The organism is Streptococcus sp. CF8-6 (genome assembly GCF_024295845.1).
Taxonomy (GTDB): domain Bacteria; phylum Bacillota; class Bacilli; order Lactobacillales; family Streptococcaceae; genus Streptococcus; species Streptococcus oralis_BO.
Genome location: NZ_JANCOF010000001.1, coordinates 708,356 through 731,290, shown reverse-complemented (window position 1 = coordinate 731,290; position 22,935 = coordinate 708,356). Strand labels below are relative to the sequence as shown.

Annotated in this window: 23 protein-coding genes, 1 tRNA gene and 1 riboswitch; of the genes, 4 read left to right on the top strand and 20 right to left on the bottom strand. The window is 40.7% G+C overall.

What is annotated here, in order from left to right; all coding sequences use genetic code 11:
* Nucleotides 1-42 precede the first annotated feature (42 nt).
* From esaA to NML69_RS03430, 13 genes are all read right to left on the bottom strand, one after another.
* Nucleotides 43-3,501, bottom strand: coding sequence for a type VII secretion protein EsaA (gene esaA / locus NML69_RS03490; RefSeq protein ID WP_254725312.1), 3,459 nt, complete (start codon nt 3,499-3,501; stop codon nt 43-45).
* A gap of 65 nt (nt 3,502-3,566) precedes the next feature.
* Nucleotides 3,567-3,860: a WXG100 family type VII secretion target gene (locus NML69_RS03485; RefSeq protein WP_001110967.1), complete on the bottom strand. Its 294-nt coding sequence runs from the start codon at nt 3,858-3,860 to the stop codon at nt 3,567-3,569.
* A 463-nt stretch (nt 3,861-4,323) separates the two neighbouring features.
* Complete coding sequence (gene rlmD, locus NML69_RS03480) at nt 4,324-5,682, bottom strand: 23S rRNA (uracil(1939)-C(5))-methyltransferase RlmD (RefSeq protein WP_254725311.1); 1,359 nt, start codon at nt 5,680-5,682, stop codon at nt 4,324-4,326.
* Between the two features lie 72 nt (nt 5,683-5,754).
* Nucleotides 5,755-6,729 (bottom strand): DUF1002 domain-containing protein, encoded by a 975-nt coding sequence (locus NML69_RS03475; RefSeq protein WP_254725310.1) that lies wholly within the window; start codon nt 6,727-6,729, stop codon nt 5,755-5,757.
* A gap of 87 nt (nt 6,730-6,816) precedes the next feature.
* Entirely contained in the window at nt 6,817-7,419 is a 603-nt protein-coding gene (locus tag NML69_RS03470; RefSeq protein WP_254725309.1) for a lysozyme family protein, read from the bottom strand.
* Nucleotides 7,419-8,393 carry a nucleoid-associated protein gene (locus NML69_RS03465; RefSeq protein WP_061587079.1) on the bottom strand — a complete coding sequence of 325 codons (975 nt, stop codon included), beginning with the start codon at nt 8,391-8,393 and terminating at the stop codon, nt 7,419-7,421. The genes NML69_RS03470 and NML69_RS03465 overlap by 1 nt, the downstream gene beginning before the upstream one ends.
* 7 nt (nt 8,394-8,400) lie before the next feature.
* A complete protein-coding gene (gene glyA / locus NML69_RS03460) occupies nt 8,401-9,657 on the bottom strand; it encodes a serine hydroxymethyltransferase (protein ID WP_254725308.1) in 1,257 nt (418 codons plus the stop codon).
* A gap of 59 nt (nt 9,658-9,716) precedes the next feature.
* Nucleotides 9,717-10,148, bottom strand: a complete 432-nt coding sequence (locus NML69_RS03455; RefSeq protein ID WP_254725307.1) for a GNAT family N-acetyltransferase — start codon at nt 10,146-10,148, stop codon at nt 9,717-9,719.
* Between the two features lies 1 nt (nt 10,149).
* Complete coding sequence (locus NML69_RS03450) at nt 10,150-10,755, bottom strand: L-threonylcarbamoyladenylate synthase (protein WP_254725306.1); 606 nt, start codon at nt 10,753-10,755, stop codon at nt 10,150-10,152.
* Nucleotides 10,739-11,575 carry a peptide chain release factor N(5)-glutamine methyltransferase gene (prmC, locus tag NML69_RS03445; protein WP_254725305.1) on the bottom strand — a complete coding sequence of 279 codons (837 nt, stop codon included), beginning with the start codon at nt 11,573-11,575 and terminating at the stop codon, nt 10,739-10,741. Before prmC ends, NML69_RS03450 begins: the two co-directional genes overlap by 17 nt.
* Nucleotides 11,575-12,654, bottom strand: coding sequence for a peptide chain release factor 1 (gene prfA / locus NML69_RS03440; protein WP_001028816.1), 1,080 nt, complete (start codon nt 12,652-12,654; stop codon nt 11,575-11,577). Before prfA ends, prmC begins: the two co-directional genes overlap by 1 nt.
* A 9-nt stretch (nt 12,655-12,663) precedes the next feature.
* The gene (locus NML69_RS03435; protein WP_254725304.1) at nt 12,664-13,143 is read right to left on the bottom strand and encodes a GNAT family N-acetyltransferase; all 480 of its coding nucleotides are present in this window, start codon (nt 13,141-13,143) and stop codon (nt 12,664-12,666) included.
* Nucleotides 13,133-13,732: a thymidine kinase gene (locus tag NML69_RS03430; protein ID WP_061452502.1), complete on the bottom strand. Its 600-nt coding sequence runs from the start codon at nt 13,730-13,732 to the stop codon at nt 13,133-13,135. The genes NML69_RS03435 and NML69_RS03430 overlap by 11 nt, the downstream gene beginning before the upstream one ends.
* 122 nt (nt 13,733-13,854) lie before the next feature.
* On the opposite strand from NML69_RS03430, the gene NML69_RS03425 reads away from it, so the two are divergent.
* The gene (locus NML69_RS03425; protein ID WP_001117401.1) at nt 13,855-14,037 is read left to right on the top strand and encodes a 4-oxalocrotonate tautomerase; all 183 of its coding nucleotides are present in this window, start codon (nt 13,855-13,857) and stop codon (nt 14,035-14,037) included.
* A gap of 134 nt (nt 14,038-14,171) precedes the next feature.
* Nucleotides 14,172-15,545, top strand: coding sequence for a tRNA uridine-5-carboxymethylaminomethyl(34) synthesis GTPase MnmE (gene mnmE / locus NML69_RS03420; RefSeq protein ID WP_254725303.1), 1,374 nt, complete (start codon nt 14,172-14,174; stop codon nt 15,543-15,545).
* Between the two features lie 46 nt (nt 15,546-15,591).
* Here mnmE and dapA read toward each other — a convergent pair whose 3' ends face one another.
* The 4 genes from dapA to NML69_RS03400 all read right to left on the bottom strand — a co-directional run bounded on the left by dapA (nt 15,592) and on the right by NML69_RS03400 (nt 18,742).
* Nucleotides 15,592-16,527: a 4-hydroxy-tetrahydrodipicolinate synthase gene (gene dapA, locus NML69_RS03415; protein WP_254725302.1), complete on the bottom strand. Its 936-nt coding sequence runs from the start codon at nt 16,525-16,527 to the stop codon at nt 15,592-15,594.
* A gap of 56 nt (nt 16,528-16,583) precedes the next feature.
* Nucleotides 16,584-17,660 carry an aspartate-semialdehyde dehydrogenase gene (locus tag NML69_RS03410; RefSeq protein ID WP_254725301.1) on the bottom strand — a complete coding sequence of 359 codons (1,077 nt, stop codon included), beginning with the start codon at nt 17,658-17,660 and terminating at the stop codon, nt 16,584-16,586.
* A 391-nt stretch (nt 17,661-18,051) separates the two neighbouring features.
* Nucleotides 18,052-18,124: transfer RNA gene (locus tag NML69_RS03405), tRNA-Thr, on the bottom strand.
* A gap of 105 nt (nt 18,125-18,229) precedes the next feature.
* On the bottom strand, nt 18,230-18,742 hold the full coding sequence (locus tag NML69_RS03400; RefSeq protein WP_254725300.1) for a QueT transporter family protein: 513 nt from the start codon (nt 18,740-18,742) through the stop codon (nt 18,230-18,232).
* Nucleotides 18,740-18,836: riboswitch (PreQ1 riboswitch) on the bottom strand. It overlaps the preceding gene by 3 nt.
* A gap of 28 nt (nt 18,837-18,864) precedes the next feature.
* Here NML69_RS03400 and NML69_RS03395 point away from each other — a divergent pair.
* Complete coding sequence (locus NML69_RS03395) at nt 18,865-19,302, top strand: GtrA family protein (RefSeq protein ID WP_254725299.1); 438 nt, start codon at nt 18,865-18,867, stop codon at nt 19,300-19,302.
* A gap of 79 nt (nt 19,303-19,381) precedes the next feature.
* Nucleotides 19,382-19,762, top strand: a complete 381-nt coding sequence (gene mscL, locus NML69_RS03390) for a large conductance mechanosensitive channel protein MscL (protein WP_302851694.1) — start codon at nt 19,382-19,384, stop codon at nt 19,760-19,762.
* Nucleotides 19,763-19,803: 41 nt separating this feature from the next.
* On the opposite strand, the gene hemH is transcribed toward mscL, so the two are convergent.
* The 3 genes from hemH to srtB (NML69_RS03375) all read right to left on the bottom strand — a co-directional run bounded on the left by hemH (nt 19,804) and on the right by srtB (NML69_RS03375) (nt 22,925).
* The gene (gene hemH, locus NML69_RS03385) at nt 19,804-20,898 is read right to left on the bottom strand and encodes a ferrochelatase (protein WP_254725297.1); all 1,095 of its coding nucleotides are present in this window, start codon (nt 20,896-20,898) and stop codon (nt 19,804-19,806) included.
* A gap of 77 nt (nt 20,899-20,975) precedes the next feature.
* Nucleotides 20,976-21,848: a class B sortase gene (srtB, locus tag NML69_RS03380; protein ID WP_049477724.1), complete on the bottom strand. Its 873-nt coding sequence runs from the start codon at nt 21,846-21,848 to the stop codon at nt 20,976-20,978.
* A gap of 75 nt (nt 21,849-21,923) precedes the next feature.
* On the bottom strand, nt 21,924-22,925 hold the full coding sequence (gene srtB, locus NML69_RS03375) for a class B sortase (RefSeq protein ID WP_125440947.1): 1,002 nt from the start codon (nt 22,923-22,925) through the stop codon (nt 21,924-21,926).
* Nucleotides 22,926-22,935: the final 10 nt, after the last annotated feature.

The following is a 22,935-nucleotide window of genomic DNA, read 5'->3' as shown; positions in this document are numbered from 1 at the left end:
TCACAAGAAGGCAAAAAGGATCCTTACGGATCCTTACCTTGATTATTTCTTTCTTGTAAAGAGATTAAGACTAACTCCGATTCCTACAAATAATAAGAGTAGAAGAATCGTTACAATGCTTAAGCTACCACCGACCAAGAGATAACTAAAGCCATTTTCAATATTTTGTAACGGAGACATTCGATATAAGAAATTAAGGAAACTTCCTGATTGAGTTGCTACTCCCAAAATAGGAGTTAGTAGGAGATAAAAACCTAAGAGGGATGCGGATACAATATAAGTCGGATACGGGGCTTTCTTCAAGCCGTAAGATAGCATCAAAATCAAGCTTGCCATTAACATAAAGCTATAAATGAACCATAAGAATCCATTAGCTGCTGTTGCTACTCCTATTGTAACTCCTGAAAACAAAATCGAACCAACAGCAACTGTTATGATTGTCGGTAAGAAACTTTGAAGTTTCAAGTCCCACTTTTTCGTTGTCAAAAGATCAGTTTCTTCCCTTTCCTGTCTATCTTTAACAAAGCGTCCGATCGTCATAGCTATCACAAAAGAAATAACCGATAACAACAAGGTCATATAATAGGGGATGATGGAAATGTGACTAGCTGCCTGTGTCTTACCTTCTGTAACTTTTGTAGTAATTGGATCGGATAAGAAATTAAACACTTGCTTGTTATCAGCACCTCCACTTTTCGCATTGGCAAGCACCTTTCCAAACTGTTCTGCATAAGAGGTATTTTTCTCAACTGTACCACTTGTTTCCTTCACACTCTGATTCAGACTGGAAAGAACACCATCTGCAGACTTTTGAACCGACTCTGTTGTCTCGTTTAACTGTTGGATTTGTGGTGAGATATCTCGTACCTGAGCAGCTCCATCAGCTGTAGCTTGTGCAGCTTTTTTAGAACTATCTCGTAAGCTATCGTATTGAGACAAAAGTGACTTCACATCTTCTTCCAGCTTAGAGGTATTCATCTTCTCTGGTTGTGGATTTTGATCATTGACAACTGATTCATAAGCAAGTTTCTCAGAATCTTTCCACTGATTATGAGCCTCATCTAAGACCTTCTGCATTTCCCCATACCAGGTATTTAAGGCAGAAGCTTGCTTAACAAGCAAATCTGAGTCTGGGAGAGACTGATACACTTGATGAAGGGTGCCTTCTTTAGGATTCTCTTTTTCACCTAGAATATCTGTCACATCCTTTAATTGCTGATCTACCTGTTTGTATAAATTATCTCCTGCAAGTCGATACTTCGTAACTAAAACATCCGATATTTCTGAAGCCCGTTCATCGTCAGTTAGATTATTGTAGAGACTATATACAGAATCTGGACTAGCCTTTTGTACGAGAGTACCACTTGATAGCGTGCCTGCAAATTGATTGATATCTAAACTTGCCCCTGGTGATGCAAATAAAGTAACGATTTGTTGGGCAGTAAGGTCTAGGTTTTGGAAGTTTTTCAGAATCGCAGGTAAATCCTCAGCCAAAGTGTCATACTTACCATTAAAGACAGATAATTGAGCACTAGCTTGAACTGAACTTCCATCTGTCCAACTATAACCTACTTGGTTATAGGAATTCTTTTTCACATCATCAGATAAATTCCACTTTATCTGACCACTAATCGTGACACTCACCTTTTTAGGAAGTGTCGCATAGCTTGGTTGACTGACTTCTGATGAAGTAGTTGGCGTTGCTGCCGTACTTTCACTTGTAGAAGTGGAATTTGTAGATGTTGCTGCATCACTTGCACCCGCACTTGAAGTACTTGATCCCCCTGAGCCCGAAGAGGCGACAGGAGTAGTTGACGCCGTTCTTTCATTGACAAATGTGACTTGAATTGTATTTCCTGATACTGCAGCTGTCACATGATAGACTGTATCTTTTAACTGTTGACGGATAGAGGCTTCAATTGAATCTTTCGTCACACCTTCCAGTTCAAGATTCCCCATCTTTGCATCATCGATGTTCAATTGGACTGTCTGACTACCAGTTGACGGATCAAATTCTAGAGTTTGGTGAATGGGATAGGTCACTGGACTAGTAACAGTAGCTGCTGAGGACAGATACTTAAAGGTTGTATTTTGTCCTAAAGAGCCACCCAACTCGCTACTGTAGTTAGACACAATTTTCAGTGCATTACGATAAGTTGTAGCCTCATCTGATGAGATCAATTTATCTTGCTCTAATTTAGCAATGAGAGCACTCAAATCTCCAGATGAAATCATCGGTAAGTGACTAGCAATTGCCTCAATATACTGCTTAGGGAGTTTGCTTCGATTTTCTGGCTTCGTCATTAAGTTCAAAATAGCCGAGCGAATATCTTTATCAGTAGCTGTCTGATCACTTAAATCCTTAGAGCCATAATAAGTCTCTGCAATGGTCTCCCTGAGTGCTCTAAGCTCCGCTACTTCTTTTTCTAAAGAAGTGATTTGTGCCTCTAAGTTCCCCTTGACCTTACTTTGTGCAGTTTTATACTCCCCCGCCTTAGCCTTGAAATCTACCATAAAGGAACCGGTTGCCGTATCGGAAGACTGCAATTCTTTTAATTTAGCATTCCCGACAGTGTAAAGGGCATTATACAAGTCAAAATAATGTTTCTGATCATCTGTCCATTGTTTTTCCAAGGTAGTCTTATCTTTTTCAGATTGCTCCTTATATTGGTCGGTTGACTTTTCAAGACGAGTATTAGCTTCTTTTGAAAACTCATTCACAGAGTTTGTTGTAGACTCAAGGGCTTTCCCAGAAACATCTAAAGAGTTGTTGTTCGCTTCCATGCTGCTTGCGACTGATTTAACAAAAGCTTCTTGTTGGGTCTTAAAGAGTTCATTATCTGTCTTCAGACTATTTGCAATGGATTGAGTACTTCTAAATGAATCTGGTAGGGTCGAAAATGGAGCTTGAATATTTGAAATGATGAACGTATTTTGAGACAACTCTGTAGTTGCCATCTGATTCACATTCGTCTGTGCATCTGAAAGATTCCGAATGATGCTCGAAAAATACATCCGAACCACCCGTTGATTAAATCCTTGTAAGACTGTATTAACTTGACTGTGGACAGCCTGATTAGCTTGTTCGTTTTGCCCTTCGCGAATCTGGTAAGAAACAGTGGCTTTTTCTGGAGAAACACTCTCTAAGCTCAACAATTTCTCAGAAAAGTCTGACGGAAGAGTAATAACTGCATCAAACTGACCAGACTTCAATCCTGCTTCAGCCACGCTACGATTAGTTGTCTCCCAGTTATTCTCTGTATCCTGATTAATTAAAGTGACAAAATCCGAGCCTAAATTATAATCAGTATTTTCAAACCTTGCACCTTTATCTTCATTCACAAGCGCATATTGAACCTTAGCAGTTTGCTTGATCTCACTTGAATAGTGAAGGCTCTGATCCTTTAATGCAAAATAAACAAGAGAACCTGATAACAGGGATACGAATGCTACTGCAGTTAAAATTTTTAAGTATCGTTTTTCTTTATGAGGACTATTCATTATTCCCTTTTCCACTTATAACTAGCAAAAAACGACGCCCCTTTCGAAGCACCGTTCACCGATGATTAATTCAAACCAAATGAAGTTGCATCCTGACGGTCACGATCAGCAACAGTATCTGCGTATTGATTCAATTGTGCATGGATACTTTCAAGAAGTTGTTCCATTTGAGTTACGCTTACTGATAATTGTTGGAATTGTTCCAAGTAAGATTGGAAAGCCGCACCCTGCCATTGTCCTTGAAGACGACCATTTGCGCCTGAAACTTTGTTAATGGCATCTTTCAATTGTTCAGAAGCATTGGTATAAGTTTGTGCTTCAGACTTTAACTGTTCTGGGGTCAACGAAATTGCTGGCATATCATTATTCTCCTTTTTTGACTTGGTCATCTTCCTGATAACCTTATAGTCAATATTGTATCACAAACTCGTCAGATTGCAAGTGTTTTTTAGAATTTTGATTCAACTTTATAAATCGATTGAATACTTCCCACTATTTGATGTATGCAATCAAGCATGTCACATCTTTCAATATAGAAATACTAGGTTATAAAGCATTTCATTGTAAACTATTGTATCAATTACTGAACTCCTACTTCCATCGACCATCTTGGTGATATCAAAAAAAGGGGGTGCAAAACAATTCCCACAGACACCCTACCTGCTGGAACATTTTGCACCCCCTCTGCGTATGTGGGAATAAATTTCATACTTTACCACTACCAATCCTACTACATCACTTTAGACTGTTAGATTTATACTTCACTCAAAAATTCAAAAAAACCGAATATCAAGTCTTTTGTAAACCCTGAAACGGTGGGCTTTATCCCTTTCTCTCCAGCAGTCCTACAACCTCGATATGGTGCGTTTGAGGAAATAGATCCACCGGCTGTACTTTCTGCAGTTCATAACCCAATTCTTGGTAGAGCTTGATATCACGCGCCATAGTTGCGACATTGCAGGAGATATAGGCAATGCGGTCTGCTCCTGTTTGGGCGCTTGCTTTGATAAAGCTTTCGGTCAAGCCCTTGCGTGGAGGATCAACCAAGATTACAGTGGGTTGAATACCTTCCTTTAGCCAGCTCCTCATTGCATTTTCAGCTGTATCACATACATAGTGGGCGTTTGAGATATTGTTTAGTCGGGCATTCTTTTTGCTATTCTCTACTGCTTCTGGAATCACTTCAACACCGTAGACTTCCTTTACATGTTTCGCAACAGACAATCCAATCGTTCCAATTCCTGAGTAAGCATCAATCACCACATCATCTCCTTTTAATTCTGCAAAATCAATGGCTGTCTGGTAGAGTTTCTCTGCCATTTCAGTATTGACCTGATAAAAGGCTGGTCCAGAGATTTGGAAATCATTTCCCAACATCTGGTCGGTAATGTAGTCCTGACCATAAAGTGTCCGCCAGTCCTTACCGAAAATCGCATTGGTATTTTGGTCGTTGATATTTTGCATGACAGACACAATCTCTGGGAACTGCTTGATGATTTGTTCAATCAATTGCTCCACTCGGAAAATTTTAGGACGTGTAGTCACTAAGATAACCATGATTTGTCCTGAATAGTGCCCACGACGCACAACGAGATTGCGAATCAAGCCAGACTGTTCCTGTTCATCATAAGGTTTCAAATCATAACGACGGAGTAAGTCACGTAGGGCTACTACAACCTGGTCGATCACTGGATCTTGGATAAAGAAATCTTCTAGAGGCATGAGATCATGCGAATTCTTACGGAAAAAGCCAGTTTCCAAGACACCATTCACTCGACGAACAGGCACTTGCGCCTTATTTCGATACTTGACTGGATTTTCCATACCCAGCATTTCAGCGACCTCTACATCTCTAATGCCAGCAATCTTGTAGAGACTGTCTTTGACTTGCTTGGTTTTAAACTTGAGCTGCTCTGGGTAGGCAAGATGCCCCAAATCAGCAATTCCTGAACGTAGATAAGCCAAATCTAAATCTTGGTTACGATGAGGTGATTGAACAAGGTATTCTTCAACCTTCCCAAAGCCAATCTTTTTAGTGACTTTAAGGACTCGCATAAGAATTTTCTCAGTCGGAAGAGCATTCTCTACAAAAAAGACCAAGCCATCAACCTTGGCAACTCCTGCCCCTTCATGGGTCAAATCAACAATTTCAACTTCTACAATATCATTTTTCTTTAACATATTCTTCACTTTCTATCGGTCTAAAAAAAGACGGCAACATTTCTGTTACCATCTATTATATCATGAAATGACCTAAGCACCAAAACTCTTGAAGAAGTTGACAATGGCTTGCCAAAGAGAGCTAAAGAAGTTGCCACCCTCTTCTAGCGCTTTATTGGCATCAAAATTGAGATTGATATTTTTAAAACTATCTCCAGCTTGGGAAACGATGCTTTGTTTGAGATCATTTAGGGTTTTGGTGAAATCAGCATTGTTCAAAATGTCACTCTTTGAGAGGTTGAGCGCAAAATTGATGATGATATTGACCTGGTTTCCTGTTATAACCTGATCGAGTTTGTAGTTTTTTAAGGTGTCTTCAACGATTTTGCGGACATCTTCTTCTGTCAGATTGCCTTTGGCTTCTTTTGCTTTTGCGATTCCTGCCTTGATATCTGCCAAAGCGACATTGAGTTTATTAGCATCATAACCTGACTTGTCCTTGTTTTCAGCATTGATATCGGACAAGGCTTTTAGTTCTTCTTGGGCTAGGTCTTTATTGGCTTGCGGTACTTTAGCACCATTGGCCTCTAACGAGTAGTAAATCCCAGCTAGGGCGCTCTCACCTGTAACTGGTATAGGAGCTGCAACTGTGATTTTGGCATGCTCAACTCCCAGGGTCACTGCTGCATTACGATACATATCCTGCGTTACCTTGGTGATATTTTCAGGCGTTTCAATCTTGACCTCTAGAGGTGACTTGTCACCTAGTTTTTGAATCTTAGCTGATGAATAGAGCTGTAGACTAGCATCATTAGCCACATTCATAATTTTCGAATAGATATCAGGTGTCATGGTTTTGATATCTTTGGTGTCTTTTGATGCATCATAGCCAAGTTTGCTAAGAGTTTGGTTTTTCTGGTCTTCAGATAGAGAAGAACCTAGAACATATTCAGGTTGTACATAGGTTTCATCGATTACTTTTTGAACATCGGTTGCTGCGTGGACGCTTGTCATAACTGTTGCGGCCCACAATACTGCAGCGCTTGTTAGAAAGAATTTCTTTCTCATGGGATATTCCCTCCTTTACCTTTCTAGGTTAATAAAACAATCTTAAAGAAAGCTTATAGTGAAAAAACACCTGGTAAAACCAGATGCTTAGAAGAAATTAAAGAATTTCATGATATAGAGATTAAAGCGAACTTGTCTCGAGTAGTAATAATTTCCACCATTTTCATAGAGTTCGGCTCCGTGAAAGATAGAAATTGGGTTGATGTAGGTGTAGGTCTTCCCAGTGGTATTTCCAAGGATAGGAGCGACCGTTTCTCGGGAATAACGCTTGGCTAATGCTAGTGTATTTTCCTTACCATTCTGAGCGATAAAGTCGATATAGGCAGGTCCAAAATTATAGGCTTGAACGGCGGTCCAGACATCTACTCCTTTGTTTTGTGCAAGATAAAGGTTATCTGTTAGAGTTTGAATTCCTTGTCGAATACTAGAGGCATCGTCTTTGATGGTATTGGTAGCGCCACTAGCAGACTCACTAGACTGCATGACATCCCGCTCTTTTCCCTTCGTTTCCGTATAAATCATGGCGAGCACCAACTCTTCATTGGCTGGAGTATCTCTTTCACTCAAGATTTCTCGCACCATGGGTTGGTAGGTCATGACTTGTTTAACATCCTGATGGATATGATAAGCTTTGTATCCTGCGAAAAGGAAGACTGCTATCACAAGCACTCTTCTTATAAATTTAAACATTATTTACTTTGAATATCCTCGATATTTTTGATTAAGATAGAATAGGTTCCATTGTCATTTTGGATAAATTCGACCGATTCTGCGTCTTGATAGACGTTATTGGGAACGATGAGTTCGATTCCGTTTGACAAGGAAAGTTTTTGATTTTCAAATTTCTTGAGCTGACGACTGGCATCAATTTCATCAAACTGAACTGGTTCTGGTACAGCTTCCTTGACTTGATCAATAAAGCTCAAACGAGCTGTCAGATTGTTGTCAAAAAGGTCGTTAGCCAATTTTTCAGGTGACAGTTCATTGCTTTCTTCAAGATTGTTGAAAATCGCTGATTTGACCTTGGATTGAAATTGAAAATCATCTGTATTAAAGGACTCTGCAATTCTCTGAGCCGTTTTTTCCAGTTCCTTGATGGACTTCTTTGGTGAAATCTTAGGGGCTACAGCAAGAAGATTATCTGAAAAATAATTCAAGAAAGTCCCATTGTACTTGATACGTTTTTCGATGAGATGGTACTTGCGACTTTGAAGATTGACCACCAAGGCCTCATCAGCTCCCGTTCCAAATCCAGGCAGGTTATTCTGAGTCAGCTTGATTGGGTTATCAACTTCTCCACCAAGGTGGGTCAAGGTCTCACGCAGGGCGATTCGCAAGAAAGCAAAATGTTCAACGCCTTCTTTAGAAAACTGAACAAAAACCAAGTCATTGGTCTTGAGATTTTCAGAAATGCTAAACTCCTCTTTCCAGAGATTAGCCAGTGTTACTGATGTCTCCAACAAATCATCTGTGATGTGATTGAAGAAGGGATTTTCTACTTCGAAAATCCCAGTCTTAGCTTCATCTGAATACACACGTTCAATTTTTTTGCGCAGGTATTCTTCGATTTTTGGAGTGATATTGAGAAACTTATCCGCTAGAAACAGCTCGGTATCGTCTGGGCTGAACTGATGGATAATAGCTTTCTTAATATAAATGTCCATAAAAGTATTAGTCCTCGTATAGTGGGAAGGCATCTGTCAACGCTTTGACTTCACTTCTCACTTCTTCTAAGACAGCTTCATTTTCTGCATTTTTAAGGGTTTTAATGATGAGTTCAGCCACTTTACGGCTTTCTTCTTCACCAAATCCGCGTGCAGTGATGGCTGCAGATCCAATACGAATACCACTTGTCTTGAATGGTGACAAGGTTTCGTAAGGGATTGAGTTTTTATTTAGGGTAATATTAGCCTCATCCAGCAAGTTTTGAGCAACTTTTCCGTTCTCTACAACCTTAGTTACATCCACTAGGAAGAGGTGGTTTTCAGTACCGCCAGAAATGATACGGAAATCAGGGTCTTGCAAGAAGACTTCAACCATAGCCTTGCTGTTTTTGATGACATTGGCAGCATATTCCTTGAAGGCTGGATCCAAAACTTCTTTGAATGAAACCGCCTTAGCAGCGACAACATGCTCCAAAGGACCACCTTGAATACCAGGGAAAATAGCTGAGTTGATTTTCTTAGCAAGTTCTTCGTCATTAGTCAAAATCAAGCCACCACGAGGTCCACGAAGGGTTTTGTGGGTCGTTGTTGTAGTGATATGAGCGTATGGCACTGGGCTAGGGTGAAGACCAGCTGCAACCAAACCAGCGATATGGGCCATATCGACCATGAGCTTAGCGCCAACTGCATCTGCGATTTCACGGAATTTTGAGAAGTCAATAATTTGAGAATAAGCTGATGCACCAGCTACGATTAGTTTTGGTTTTACTTCTTGGGCTTGTTTCAAGATAGCATCAAAGTCCAAGAGTTCTGTTTCAGGATCCACACTATAAGAAACAAAGTTGTAGGTTTGACCAGAGAAGCTAACTGGAGCTCCGTGGGTCAAGTGTCCACCTGCAGCCAAATCCATCCCCATAACGGTATCACCTGGCTCAATCAAGGCCATGTAAGCCGCACAGTTGGCTTGGCTTCCTGAGTGAGGTTGAACATTGGCGAACTTAGCACCGAAAATTTCTTTTGCACGTTCAATAGCAAGAGTCTCTACCACGTCTACCACATCAGTTCCACCATAATAACGGCGTCCTGGGTAACCTTCAGCGTATTTATTCGTCAAGATAGACCCTTGAGCTGCCATAACGGCCTTAGAAACCACGTTTTCGGAAGCAATCAACTCAATATTGTTTTGTTGGCGTTCTTCTTCTTTGGCAATAGCATTCCATAGATCAGCATCGTAGGCTTTAAAATCATCTTTGTCAAAAATCATAGGTCTTCTCCTTTATAGTGTGACTGGTCCTTTAGTTTGTTTTACAATAAGAAAATAAACTAAAAGATGCGAATAAACCGTTTCTGCATTTTATCACAAGTATAACCAACTTTTTCATAAAATGCATGAGCACCCAGACGATGATCGGCAGAGTTTAAGCGGATAAACTCATAACAACGTCTTTTTGCTTCGTCTTCCAACCCTTGCAGTAAGCTTTTACCGATACCTTGCCCTTGAGCTTGAGGTGATACTGCTAAGGCTAAGATATTAAATCCTGCTTTAGAATAAAGGGATTCATAAACCTCAGCGTGAACATAGCCCAGCAAGACATGGCTGGCTGCATTCTCATAACCAAGTAGGAAATGATGGGAATCTTGAGATAGTCTAGCTAATTGACTAGCCGTGTTTTCTGGACTAAAAGCATAGCCCAAAGCCTCTTGGTTAATGTCGCATATCGCTTTCACATCTGTTTCTTGCAAATCTCTTAGCATCTCACTCCTCCTCCTCAAAAGAAATCTCTGGTAACTGTGCAAGAATATCCTCTTGCTTAATGGCTCCTTGGCGTAAGATTTTCACCTTTTCTCCAGACAAATCCAAAATAGTTGAATCCTGTCCTGTTAGAAAAGCATCGTCTTCCAGACCCAAAACCTCTTGGTCAAAATCTTTCAGAATTTCTTGAAAGGTTACTCCACTTGCCTGACCTGAGATATTGGCAGACGGCCCAATCAAAGGACCTGTCTCTCGAATCAAATCCAGCGTAATGGGGTGACTCGGCATCCGAAATCCAACAGTTGCAAGACCAGAATTTACCCAATAGGGAACTCTGTCATTGGCTTCGAGAATGATGGTCAAGGGACCTGGTAAAAAAGTCTCTACAAGTTTTTGAAGATAGGTTGGCTGATTCTTAGAAAAGTGCAAGATATCTTCCAGAGAGGCAACATTGAGGTTAAGAGCCTTGTCTCTGGGACGACGTTTGAGTTGGTAAACAGAATCCACTGCTTTTTCGTCTAGAGCTTTAGCAAAGAGACCATAAACCGTCTCGGTAGGTAAGACAACTGCCCCACCCTTTTTCAACTCTTGTCTAATCCTGTCCATCATCAACTACAACCATCCTATCTTGACCAAATTGGTCCCTGAGTATTCGTACCCGTTTTTCAGGAAGATGTTTCCTAAAAAGCGCAGGAACACTTTGACCTTGCTTGTATCCAATTTCAAGGTAAATCTTACCACCATCTGTGAGATAGTCTTTTGCATCTTCCGCAATTCTGCGGTAAATAGCTAGGCCATCCTCATCTGCAAAGAGAGCTAGATGAGGCTCCGAATGCAAAACATTCAAACCGACCTCTGACTCATCTTCACGAGAGATATAGGGTGGATTGGATACAATTATATCATATTTTTCAGAAATTTCTGCAAAACAATCAGATTTTTTAAAAAATATATTAATATTTTGATTTTTAGCATTCTCTGATGCGAGCTCTAAGGCATCTTGTGAAATATCTGCTGCTGTCACTGACCAATCTGGTCTGTTTTTAGCTAATCCAAGAGCTATGGCACCACTTCCAGTCCCGATATCTAGAACCTCAAGACTTTCCTCAGGATTTTCTGTGAGGATGAGTTCCACCAACTCTTCTGTCTCTGGACGAGGAATCAAAACCCGCTCATCTACTTTTAACTGCATTCCAAAAAAATCTGCGTGACCAATGATGTACTGCGCCGGTTTGTGAGCCACTAACTGCTGGTAAATTTCTTCTACAAAATTTTCTTCCTCTTTTGCCACTTCCTGCTGAAGAGCAAAGACAAAGTCCGTAAAAGAGAGATTTTTTAGGCTACGGTAGACAAAAGAGAGGCTTTCTGCTTCCTCTCCTTGTCTTATCAACTCTTCCTCAAAATCTGAAAATAATTGAGCTAATTTCATTATTTGTTTAATTCTTCTAATTTTTGCGTTTGGTCATAGAGCACCAAGGCATCCACAACTTCATCCAATTTACCAGACAAGATAGTATCTAGTTTTTGGAGGGTCAAGCCAATACGGTGGTCTGTGACACGGTTTTGTGGGAAGTTATAAGTACGAATCCGTTCTGAACGGTCACCAGTACCAATTGTCGACTTACGCTCAGCGTCTTGTTCGTCTTGTGCAATCTGTGCAAAGTGGTCAGCAACACGCGCACGGATAATCTTCATAGCTTTCTCACGGTTTTTCTGCTGGGTACGTTCTTCCTGCATTTCAACCTTAATATTGGTTGGCAAGTGAACAATACGAACGGCAGTCGCAACCTTGTTGACGTTCTGTCCACCAGCACCGGATGCGTGGTAAATGTCAACACGAAGGTCTTTTGGATCAATATCGTATTCAACTTCTTCCACTTCCGGCATGACAAGAACTGTCGCTGTTGAAGTATGAACACGACCTTGACTTTCTGTCACTGGGACACGTTGTACACGATGGGCACCAGACTCATACTTAAGCTTAGAGTAAACAGACTGACCTGAAACCATAGCAACCACTTCTTTGAATCCACCGACACCATTGATAGAGGCTTCCATGACTTCAAAGCGCCAACCTTGGGCTTCCGCATACTTTTGGTACATGGTTAGAAGGTCTCCAGCGAAAAGTGCCGCCTCATCTCCACCTGCAGCTCCACGGATTTCAAGGATGATGTTCTTGTCATCGTTTGGATCCTTTGGAAGGAGCAAGATTTTTAGTTTTTCTTCATACTCTTCTTTTTCAACCTTGGCATCTTTGAGTTCTTGCTTAGCCATTTCTTCCAAGTCCGCATCTCCGCCTGATTCCTTAATCATCTCTTCGGCGTCAACGATGTTTTGAAGGACTTGTTTGTACTCACGATAGGCCGTTACGGTATCACGAGTTGAAGCTTCTTCTTTTGAAAGCTCCATGAAACGCTTGGTGTCAGAGACTACATCAGGGTCACTAAGCAATTCTCCTAACTCTTCATAACGGTCTTCTACAGCTTGTAGTTGATCATAGATGTTCATTTTTTCTCCTTATTTCTCAATTGTTAAATCATAGATTGCTACTACTTCGTTCTCGGATATTTCCCCAGTTTCTTTAAATCCATAACTGAGATAACAAGATCTTGCATGTTCATTTTCTGGTTCATAAGACAACCAAAGTTTATTGCTTAAACCTGCTGGCGCTGTCCGAACATAGTCTAATACTTTATCCATAATTGGTTTAAAATATCCTTGATTTTGAAAATTCTTATCAATCATAAAACGAAATAGTAAATAATTTCCACTACTAATTCCGATTTTTTTGTCATAAGCTAACATCACAAAACCAATAATTGCATTATTATCGTAAACTGCCAATGGAGCTACAAAATCTCCATTTTTAGTGTAGACATATGCTTCAGCTAAACTAATTGCATTGGTAGCAATAAATTGCTTTTGATGTTCCTTAACATTCAGATTCAGAACATCAAAATAATTTTCCATTGTAACATCTCTTAGTTCAATTGTCATAGTTTTGCTCCTTATTAGATGCTATCATTGGTGCAAAATAATGTTTACGGCAGACTGAGATATAGGTTTCATTTCCACCGATCTGAATTTGTTCGCCATCATAGACTGGCACACCATCTTGAGTTCGCAACACCATAGTAGCCTTTTTCTTACAGTACTGACAGATAGTCTTGATTTCTTCAATCTTGTCTGCTAAGAGCAAGAGGTATTTTGAACCTTCGAACAACTCATTTCGAAAATCATTTTTCAAACCAAAAGCCATGACGGGTATGTCTAACTCATCCACAACACGAGCTAGGTCGTAAACATGGTGGCGCTTGAGAAACTGGGCTTCATCGACCAACACACAGTATGGTTTCTCAGGTAAGTCTCGGATATAACCAAAGATATCCGTCGTTTCCTCAATGGCAATGGCTGGGCGTTTCATACCGATTCGACTCGACACATAGCCAACACCGTCACGCGTATCCAGAGCAGAGGTCATAATCACAACTCCCTTTCCTTGCTCCTCATAGTTATAGGCCACCTTGAGAATCTCAATCGTCTTACCAGAGTTCATGGTCCCATAACGATAATACAACTGTGCCATGCTTCTATTTCACGTCCATTTCTAAATTTTTGCTACATTCTAGTATATCATAATTTTCTGAAGCTTTAAACGGCAAAATGTGGTAAAATAGAAGAAATCAAAAACTAGTGGAGGAAGCTATTATGCCATTTGTACGCATCGATTTATTTGAAGGTCGCACGCTCGAGCAAAAGAAAGCTCTTGCTAAGGAAGTAACGGAAGCTGTTGTCCGTAACACTGGAGCACCTCAATCAGCCGTTCATGTCATCATCAACGACATGCCAGAAGGAACCTACTTCCCTCAAGGTGAAATGCGCACCAAATAAACCAGCTTAAGCAGAATTGCTTAGGCTTTTTCAATCTCAAAGTAGCATCCATTGAAGAAATAGTCTAATTTTGTTACAATTTGAAGAGATGCTTGGATACCTATCCTAAGAAAAGAAATACAAAAGGAATTAGTATGATTACACGTGAATTTGATACCATCGCTGCTATCTCTACTCCACTAGGTGAAGGAGCCATTGGTATTGTCCGTTTGAGCGGAACTGACAGTTTTGCCATTGCGCAAAAGATTTTTAAAGGAAAAGACTTGAGCAAGGTTGCAAGCCATACTCTCAACTACGGTCACATTATTGACCCGCAGACAGGGAAGGTCATGGACGAAGTTATGGTTGGAGCTATGAAGTCTCCAAAGACCTTCACTCGTGAGGATATTATCGAGATTAACACTCACGGTGGAATTGCGGTGACCAATGAGATTCTCCAACTAGCTATCCGTGAAGGAGCTCGGTTGGCAGAACCTGGTGAATTTACCAAACGCGCCTTTCTAAACGGTCGCGTAGACTTGACACAGGCTGAGGCAGTGATGGACATCATCCGTGCTAAGACAGATAAGGCCATGAATATTGCAGTCAAACAATTGGACGGTTCTCTTTCTGATCTTATCAATAATACTCGCCAAGAAATCCTCAATACGCTTGCCCAAGTAGAGGTCAATATCGACTATCCTGAGTATGACGATGTTGAGGAAGCTACTACCGCTGTTGTCCGTGAGAAGACTATGGAGTTTGAGCAATTGTTAACCAATCTCCTTAGAACAGCTCGTCGCGGTAAGATCCTTCGTGAGGGAATTTCAACTGCCATCATCGGACGCCCCAACGTTGGAAAATCCAGCCTCCTCAACAACCTCCTTCGTGAAGACAAGGCCATCGTAACTGACATCGCTGGTACCACCCGTGATGTCATCGAAGAATACGTCAACATTAACGGGGTTCCTCTCAAATTGATTGATACAGCTGGTATTCGGGAAACAGATGATATCGTGGAGCAGATTGGTGTTGAGCGTTCGAAAAAAGCCCTTAAAGAAGCCGACTTGGTACTACTAGTATTAAATGCCAGTGAACCACTGACCGCCCAAGATCGCCAACTCTTAGAAATCAGTCAAGATACCAACCGCATTATTCTACTTAATAAAACTGATCTTCCTGAAGCAATTGAAACTTCAGAACTACCAGAAGATGTCATTCGCATTTCAGTCCTTAAAAACCAAAACATTGATAAAATCGAAGAGCGTATTAACGACCTCTTCTTTGAAAATGCTGGTTTAGTTGAGCAAGATGCTACTTACTTGTCAAATGCCCGTCATATTTCCTTGATTGAAAAGGCTGTCGAAAGCCTACAAGCTGTTAACGACGGTCTGGAACTGGGGATGCCAGTTGATTTGCTTCAAGTTGACTTGACCCGTACTTGGGAAATTCTCGGTGAAATCACTGGAGATGCCGCACCTGATGAACTCATCACCCAACTCTTTAGCCAATTCTGTTTAGGAAAATAAGAAAAAACCATGATCGTTCATTCGGTCATGGTTTTTATTGTCTTTATTAGTAATCTGGTCTAAGGACACCTGTTACAGTTGCCTTAGTTGCTTCGTAGTCACCATCTACGACAACCTTGATGATGCGTTTAGCATCTTCTTCTGGTGCTGGAACTAGAGGTAATCGAGTTGGTCCAGCTTCAAATCCCATATAGTTCAAAACAGCCTTAACCGGAGCAGGACTTGGATAAGAGAAGAGGGCGTTAACCTTAGGAATGAATTTACGCTGAATAGCTGCCGCTTTTTTCATATCGCTTTCTGCAATGGCAGTGAACATCGCATGCATTTCATCTCCATTTGTATGAGAGGCAACAGAGATAACCCCATCTGCACCAAGATTCATGGCATGGAAAGCGTCTCCGTCCTCACCTGTATAAATCAAAAATTCTTCTGGCTTGTGCTCAATCAAGTAAGCCATATTGGCCAAGCTAGTACATTCTTTAACACCGATGATATTTGGATGGTCAGCCAAACGAAGCATGGTTTCTGGAGTCAATTCGACAACCACACGCCCTGGAATGTTATAGATGATAATCGGTAGGTCAGAAGCATCTGCAATTGCCTTAAAGTGCTGATACATGCCTTCTTGAGAAGGTTTATTGTAGTATGGCACGATAGCAAGACCAGCAGCAAAACCACCAAATTCTGCTACTTCTTTGACAAACTCGATCGAGTCACGCGTATCATTGGTACCTACCCCCGCAATCAAAGGAACGCGTCCATTGACAATCTTTTGTACAGCCGCAAAGAGTTCCAATTCTTCATCGTGGGTCAGAGTCGGACTCTCAGCAGTCGTTCCAGCCAGAAGAATGCCGTCTGTGTGATGGGCTAATAAATGCTCAATCAAGGCTGGAATGGCATCAAAGTTGATGGAACCATCCTCATGGAAAGGGGTAATAAAGGCTGTTATGATTTTACACTCTTTTAAATCTTGATAAGACATGAGAAACACCTCTCTATTTCAAAGAAGGAGTTCATCTGAACTCCTAAACGATATGACTATTTTAATTCAAATTTCAACTCAGCTGTTGGACGAACTAATCCACGTTCGTGAAGCGTTTCTGCAATCTGAACCGAGTTCCAAGCAGCACCTTTGAGAAGGTTATCTGAAACAACCCACATGTGGATTCCTTTTTCTGCATCCAAGTCTTTACGGATACGACCAACAAAGGTATCACGTGAGCCTACAGCGTTGATGGCTTGCGGATAGATTTGATGCGCTACGTCATCCTCAAGAACAGCACCTGGGAAGGCTGCGATAGCTGCTTTCACTTCTTCGATTGGAGCAACTTCTTTTGTTTCGATATAAACTGACTCAGAATGAGCTGACAAGACTGGAATACGAACACAGGTTGCAGATACTGCGATGCTGTCATCTTCCATGATCTTCTTCGTTTCCTTGGTCATCTTCATCTCTTCGTAAGTGTAATCATTGTCAGTAAAGACATCGATTTGCGGAAGAGCGTTAAAGGCGATAGGATAGCGTTTCTTATCACCACCTGAAGGTAAGATTTCTGCATGCAAGTCACGTGGGTTCACACCGTCATTCAAGACTTCACGAAGTTCACGTTGTGTTTCAAGAATCGCTCCCATACCAGCACCTGAAACTGCTTGATAAGTTGAAACGATGATACGGTCCAAGCCCCATTTTTGACGAACAGGCTCAAGAGCCACCATCATTTGGATTGTTGAACAGTTAGGGCAGGCGATGATCCCATTGTGGGCATCAAGTGCGTGAGCATTGACCTCTGGGACAACCAATGGTACATCTGGATTTTGACGGAAATAAGATGTGTTATCCACTACTACCGCTCCAGCTTGAACTGCGTATGGTGCATACTTAGCTGATGTCGAACCACCTGCTGAAAAGAGTGCAATATCAACACCCTCAAAGGCTGTCTCAGTTGTTTCTTCAATCGTAATATCTTGGTCTTTAAATTTCAAAGTCTTGCCTGCTGAACGAGCAGAAGCAAGGTAACGAATTTTATCGATTGGAAGTGTTGATTCTTCCAACATTTTTATCATCTGAGCTCCGACAGCACCTGTCGCGCCGACTACAGCAACTGTATATCCCATAAATAACCTCTTTCGGAATTTTCTAAAAATTTCTATAATAGATGTATTATACTACTTTTTCCAGAAATTGAAAAGCATTTTTGGGTTATATTTTCTGAAAACTAAAAATCCCTAGTCATTGACCAGGGACTAAGAGGCATCTTCATGTGATGAGCAGGTTCACACAACTCATCAAGGTCCGCTCCTGCGTTATGACCTCCTTATGCTCAATAGCAGTCCGAAGACTACCTATCGACTCATCGCATCTACTATTCTACTAGATAGAGTCACTTTTGTCAACAGTCGAAACTCTTTCACTTCATTTACTCAGGTGCATAAGAAATATCTTTAAAAAATTTGGGGCAGACATAATAAAAACCCTTGTAAATCAAGGGCTTTCCTGTCTCTATCATGCTAATTGCCGGGATTGAACCGGCGACCTCATCCTTACCATGGATGCGCTCTGCCAACTGAGCTAAATCAGCTTACCTAAAAAGTATACTATAGTTCTATGTTCTTGTCAAGCGCTCTCTTTTAATTTTCTAGAATGAAAAAAGCTAGATTTAGCAAGAATCTAGCTTATAAACTTCTTATTTTGTTAGATCGATTCGCTGTCCCAGTTTACCAATCAAAATCGCACCTACGATAAGTGATGCAAACTCACCAATTCCAGTAGAGAACCATGTGAAGAAGAAGGGAGCTTCTGTCAAGATATGGAGTTCAGCTGCAATGGTAATCATTGAAATGGAGAAGAGGATTGAAAAGAAGAAATGATCTTTTCGAATCAAACCATTGAACAGATAGTCTTTTTTATATTTGCTAAAAAGCCATACACCTAGACTAAGGAAAACTAAGGTAGAACCTCCACCAACAAAGACATCTATTAGTCCAAAACTACTAAATAAATTAGCAATCATACATCCAATTGTCACACCGATGATGTATTTGGGGTTGTAAAATGCCAAGAAATTCAACATTTCTGAAATACGGAACTGATACGCCCCAAAACTAAGAACATTGATTGGTGGCGTAATAGTCAAAACCACATAAATAGCAGCAACGATAGCGATGTCTGCCATGTCACGAACAGTTAATTTTTTCATGTTTTCTCCTTTAGCGATTTCCCGCGTAAAATATGCTTGGTGAAAGAAGCTAAGCACCAAGGGTTGAGATTATCAACCTTTCTAGTATAGCACATTAGCCAGCTTTATGCTATACTAAAATCATGAAAAAACTAATAAAAGCTTTCTTTGATAACGAGATTCTCTCCTACCTATTTTTTGGTGGTGCTACGACTCTGGTTTCTATTGTATCACGTTTGGTTATTTACCATATCAGCCACCAGGAAATCCTCGCAACCGCCCTCGCTAATATTATCGGGATTCTCTTTGCCTTTCTCACAAATGATACAATCGTCTTTAAACAAGAGAGAAGGAATTGGCCGACTCGCTTGGCTAAATTTTTCTTAGCTCGTCTCTCTACTCTTGGTCTTGACGTTCTTTTAACTTATATCTTTGTTACAACTTTTCCTGATATTATTGGCCAGTTTGTTGAATTTAATATAGATAGGGTTAATACGATTGAAACTATCTTAGCGCAAGTTTTGATCATCATTTTAAACTATATTTTCAGTAAAATCTATATTTTTAAAGGGAACAACTGACCACTTTGAGCGTTCAAGTTGCTTTTTGTCACAATTTAGGATATAATAAATTAGAAAAATAGGAAAGGAATTTATGAAAATGTTAAAGGATCTTAAAGAATTCTTGCTTCGTGGTAATGTCGTTGACCTCGCTGTCGGTGTGATCATTGCCTCTGCATTTGGTGCTATCGTAACTTCACTCGTTAACGATATCATCACTCCACTTATCTTGAACCCAGCTTTGAAAGCTGCGAACGTTGAGCGTATCACTGAACTTTCATGGAATGGTGTTGGTTATGGTAGCTTCTTGAGCGCTGTTATCAACTTCCTTGTTGTGGGTACAGTTCTCTTCTTCGTTATCAAAGGTATTGAAAAAGCTCAAAACCTTCGTAAGAAAGAGGAAGTGGTTGAGGAAGCACCTGCTGCTCCAACTGAACTTGAAGTTCTTCAAGAAATCAAAGCTCTTCTTGAGAAAAAATAAAACAGATAAAGGATTTAGCTTAAAGCTAAATCCTTTTTTCTTTACTCTTTTGGTAACTTCCCAGCTTTTTCGAGCATTTTCTTAATTAAGTAAGGCATCTTGACATTTTCACGGCCTTTTTTCTCAATGAGCTTTTTGACAAATTCTGGCATCTGAAGGTCGTCTGTCTCCTCCATGATGTCCTTGGTAGTTGCCGAAGGCGCTAACTCATCGAAGGTTTCTTCTTCTGGGAGAAAAGCTTTAAATTCCTTGTTTTCGCTGTCTCGTACAGTAGCAACTAAAGCGTCAATTAAACGGCTATCCGTATTGGGCATAGGTGGACGATGGTAGGTGACACCTAATTCTTGACACAACTCATAACATTCTACATCGTTGTCAAACAAGACTTCGATGTGCTCACTGATAAAGCTAATCGGGACAAAAATATAATGATCTGGATGTTGCTGTTGATCTCGTAAATATTCTAAGACATCTGGCTTGATCCAAGGGATTCCAATATCGCTTTCGCTCTGCCAAGTATTAGTATACTGGTCGGCTGTTAGGCCGAGTTGTTCAGCGATTAGCTTGCTATTATCAAAAATCTGGTCAATATAAGGATCTCCATAGTCCAAGGCAAAAATGGGAACACTGTGAGCTGAAAAGATTACCTTGAAAGGCTCTTCTCCCACATGGTTTCGTAAAATTTTTTCAATCTCATCTGTCCAGAAGCCCAGCAAAGGCTGTTGTTGATACCAGTCCTTAATTACTAAAAATCGGATCTGCTGACTTTCCAAAAACTTTTCATACCCCATCACCGAGTAAAAGGAATAATGAGGTTCCAAAATCAAGCAGATACATTCTTCAACACCATCAGCTTCCATCTGCTTGATCACGTCTGGAATAAAGGGGCGAGAAAACTTATTGGCAAAGTAGATACCGTACTCCTCCCCTATACGTTCTCTTACTAAAGCAACTTCTTCCCTTGTAATCCGCTGCAAGGGCGTCCCACCGATAAGGACATAGTTGTCATAGAGAGTCTGAATCTCGTGGTCTTGGGGTCTAACACCACGACGAATATTTGTAAAAAATTCTGCTACTCCTTCAAAACTAATCTCCTCTGGAGATCCAAAGGTCATCATTAATATAGCTTTTTTCATGTTATCATCCTTATGATATTATTTTCACTATCTATTCTATCATGAAAGAAAAAAATAGTAAACGCTTCCGACGTCTACTATTTCTTTTGTTCTTTTGTCTTTCTATCTCGCCTTATGATTAGGATGATAACGACAAGGAGTAAAATAACGATAATCAGGAGAAGAAAGGCAAGGATATAAATCCAATGCGTTGGTAGGCCTTGATCGAAATACCGCGTCCCTACTGCTTCCCCACTTTTATCCTGGGCTGCTTTTACTGGTGCATCCGTTATTTTAGCTAAGAGGATATGCCGTCCGTTGGTAATATTAAGGAAACAGGTGCTTAATAAAACAATCTTGTCCGTTGAGGTCAAGGAAACATCTCGCTTGTACTTGGCTTTACTTAGCAAATATTGATAGTAGGCCTGGTGTTCCTCATCGTTGGAACTCAAAGTTCGGTAAATCTCCGTGTCATATGCATCTACTTCTAAAATTCCAAATATCTCAAGCCCTCGTTCACGGCCGTTATAATAGATAGAGCCATAACGATGCTTTTCAAAAAAATCTTGATCCGCAAATTTTTGAATCTCCCCAAACATAGCACCAGAAGCCATGGAGTGACCATAAATGATGGTGTTAAAGTCCGTAAAATTTGGGTTAAAACGATAGTCTAGGAATATAGAACCTGACACAGTATAATCGCCAAAGGCATTGCGGTCAAGGTATTTGACATTGTCCTGACTCTGTAAGAGAGGATAGTCTACCTTGGTCCCATCGAGGCTAATCCAACCACAAACATCCTTGTTGAGGTGTTGCAAGGTTTCAAAGCCCGTACTGCTGGCATCCTTTTCAATGGGATTATAATGATCGTAGTCGCTCGCAAGAGCTCTATCAGCTGTAAAAAGACAGAAAAAAGCTAGAAAGAGGGATAGAATGGCCTTTATGGCTTCGCGACTTGTACTTGTTTTCATATTTCCTTCTTTCTCCTTTCTAGCCTTGAAAATAAAAGAGCAAGAGAGGCTGTCCCTTTCTCTTTTATTGGAAGTTTAGTCAGTAATGGTATCTGCTCCTTCTTCTTTTGCTTCTCTTCTACGACGCAAGATCAAGTAGAGGATGATGAGCAAGAAGATCAATAGCAAGAGCAAGATAAACAAGATGATGTACCATATCCACAAAGGAATCGATGAGAGAAATCGTCCGAGCGACGAATCATCAAAGACACTGTAAGGGAATGGTTTTGATTTTTTCGTATGGAAGGTGTTCTTTGGAACTGTATCCGTAATCTTGGCAACTACGATATGTCTCCCATTTGTTACGTCTAGGAAACAGGTACTGAGAAGAATGATATGGTCATTTGGCCCCAGTGTAATATCTCGTTTGTGGATGGCAACCGAGAGTAAGTGATCGATATATTCTTGGCGCCGACCATCTCCATTAATACCTGGATCGTAGATGTTAAAGTCATAGGCGTCCACCTCGAGCATCTCAAAGATCTCAAGACCTTTTTCAACGCCATTATAGTAAATACTACCGTAGCGATGCTGGTCAAAAAATTCCTTATCAGAAAACTTTGCTACATCTCCAAACATAACCCCATTTTCTACATGGTGTCCGTAGATGATGGTATTAAAGTCTTCGAACTTGGATTCATTTCGAGCCTCCAGAAAAATAGCTCCTGTAGCTGCAAATTCTCCCTTGGAATCCTTGTTCAGGTATTTTTCATTGTCTCTGGCTTGGACTAAGGGATAGTCAATATTGGTGCCATAGACATTGATCCAACCGAGAACCTCTGGGTTGACTTGCTGTAGCTTGTGAAAGCCAGAAAAACTAGCAAGCTCATCCTTCTCACTGGTACTAACAGGTCTATAAGCCTCGTACTCACTTGATGAAGCCTGAGAATAAACCTGATTGGCATCCCAAAGGGCGTAGAAACCAAAGAGAAAGACTAAGGCTGCCAAGAGGAGCAGGATATGATTCATCAATGCATCTACAGCAAGGACCAGACGCCTAGACAAACTCCTTTTTGGTTTCTCACGCTTGATTTTCATCGGTCAAACC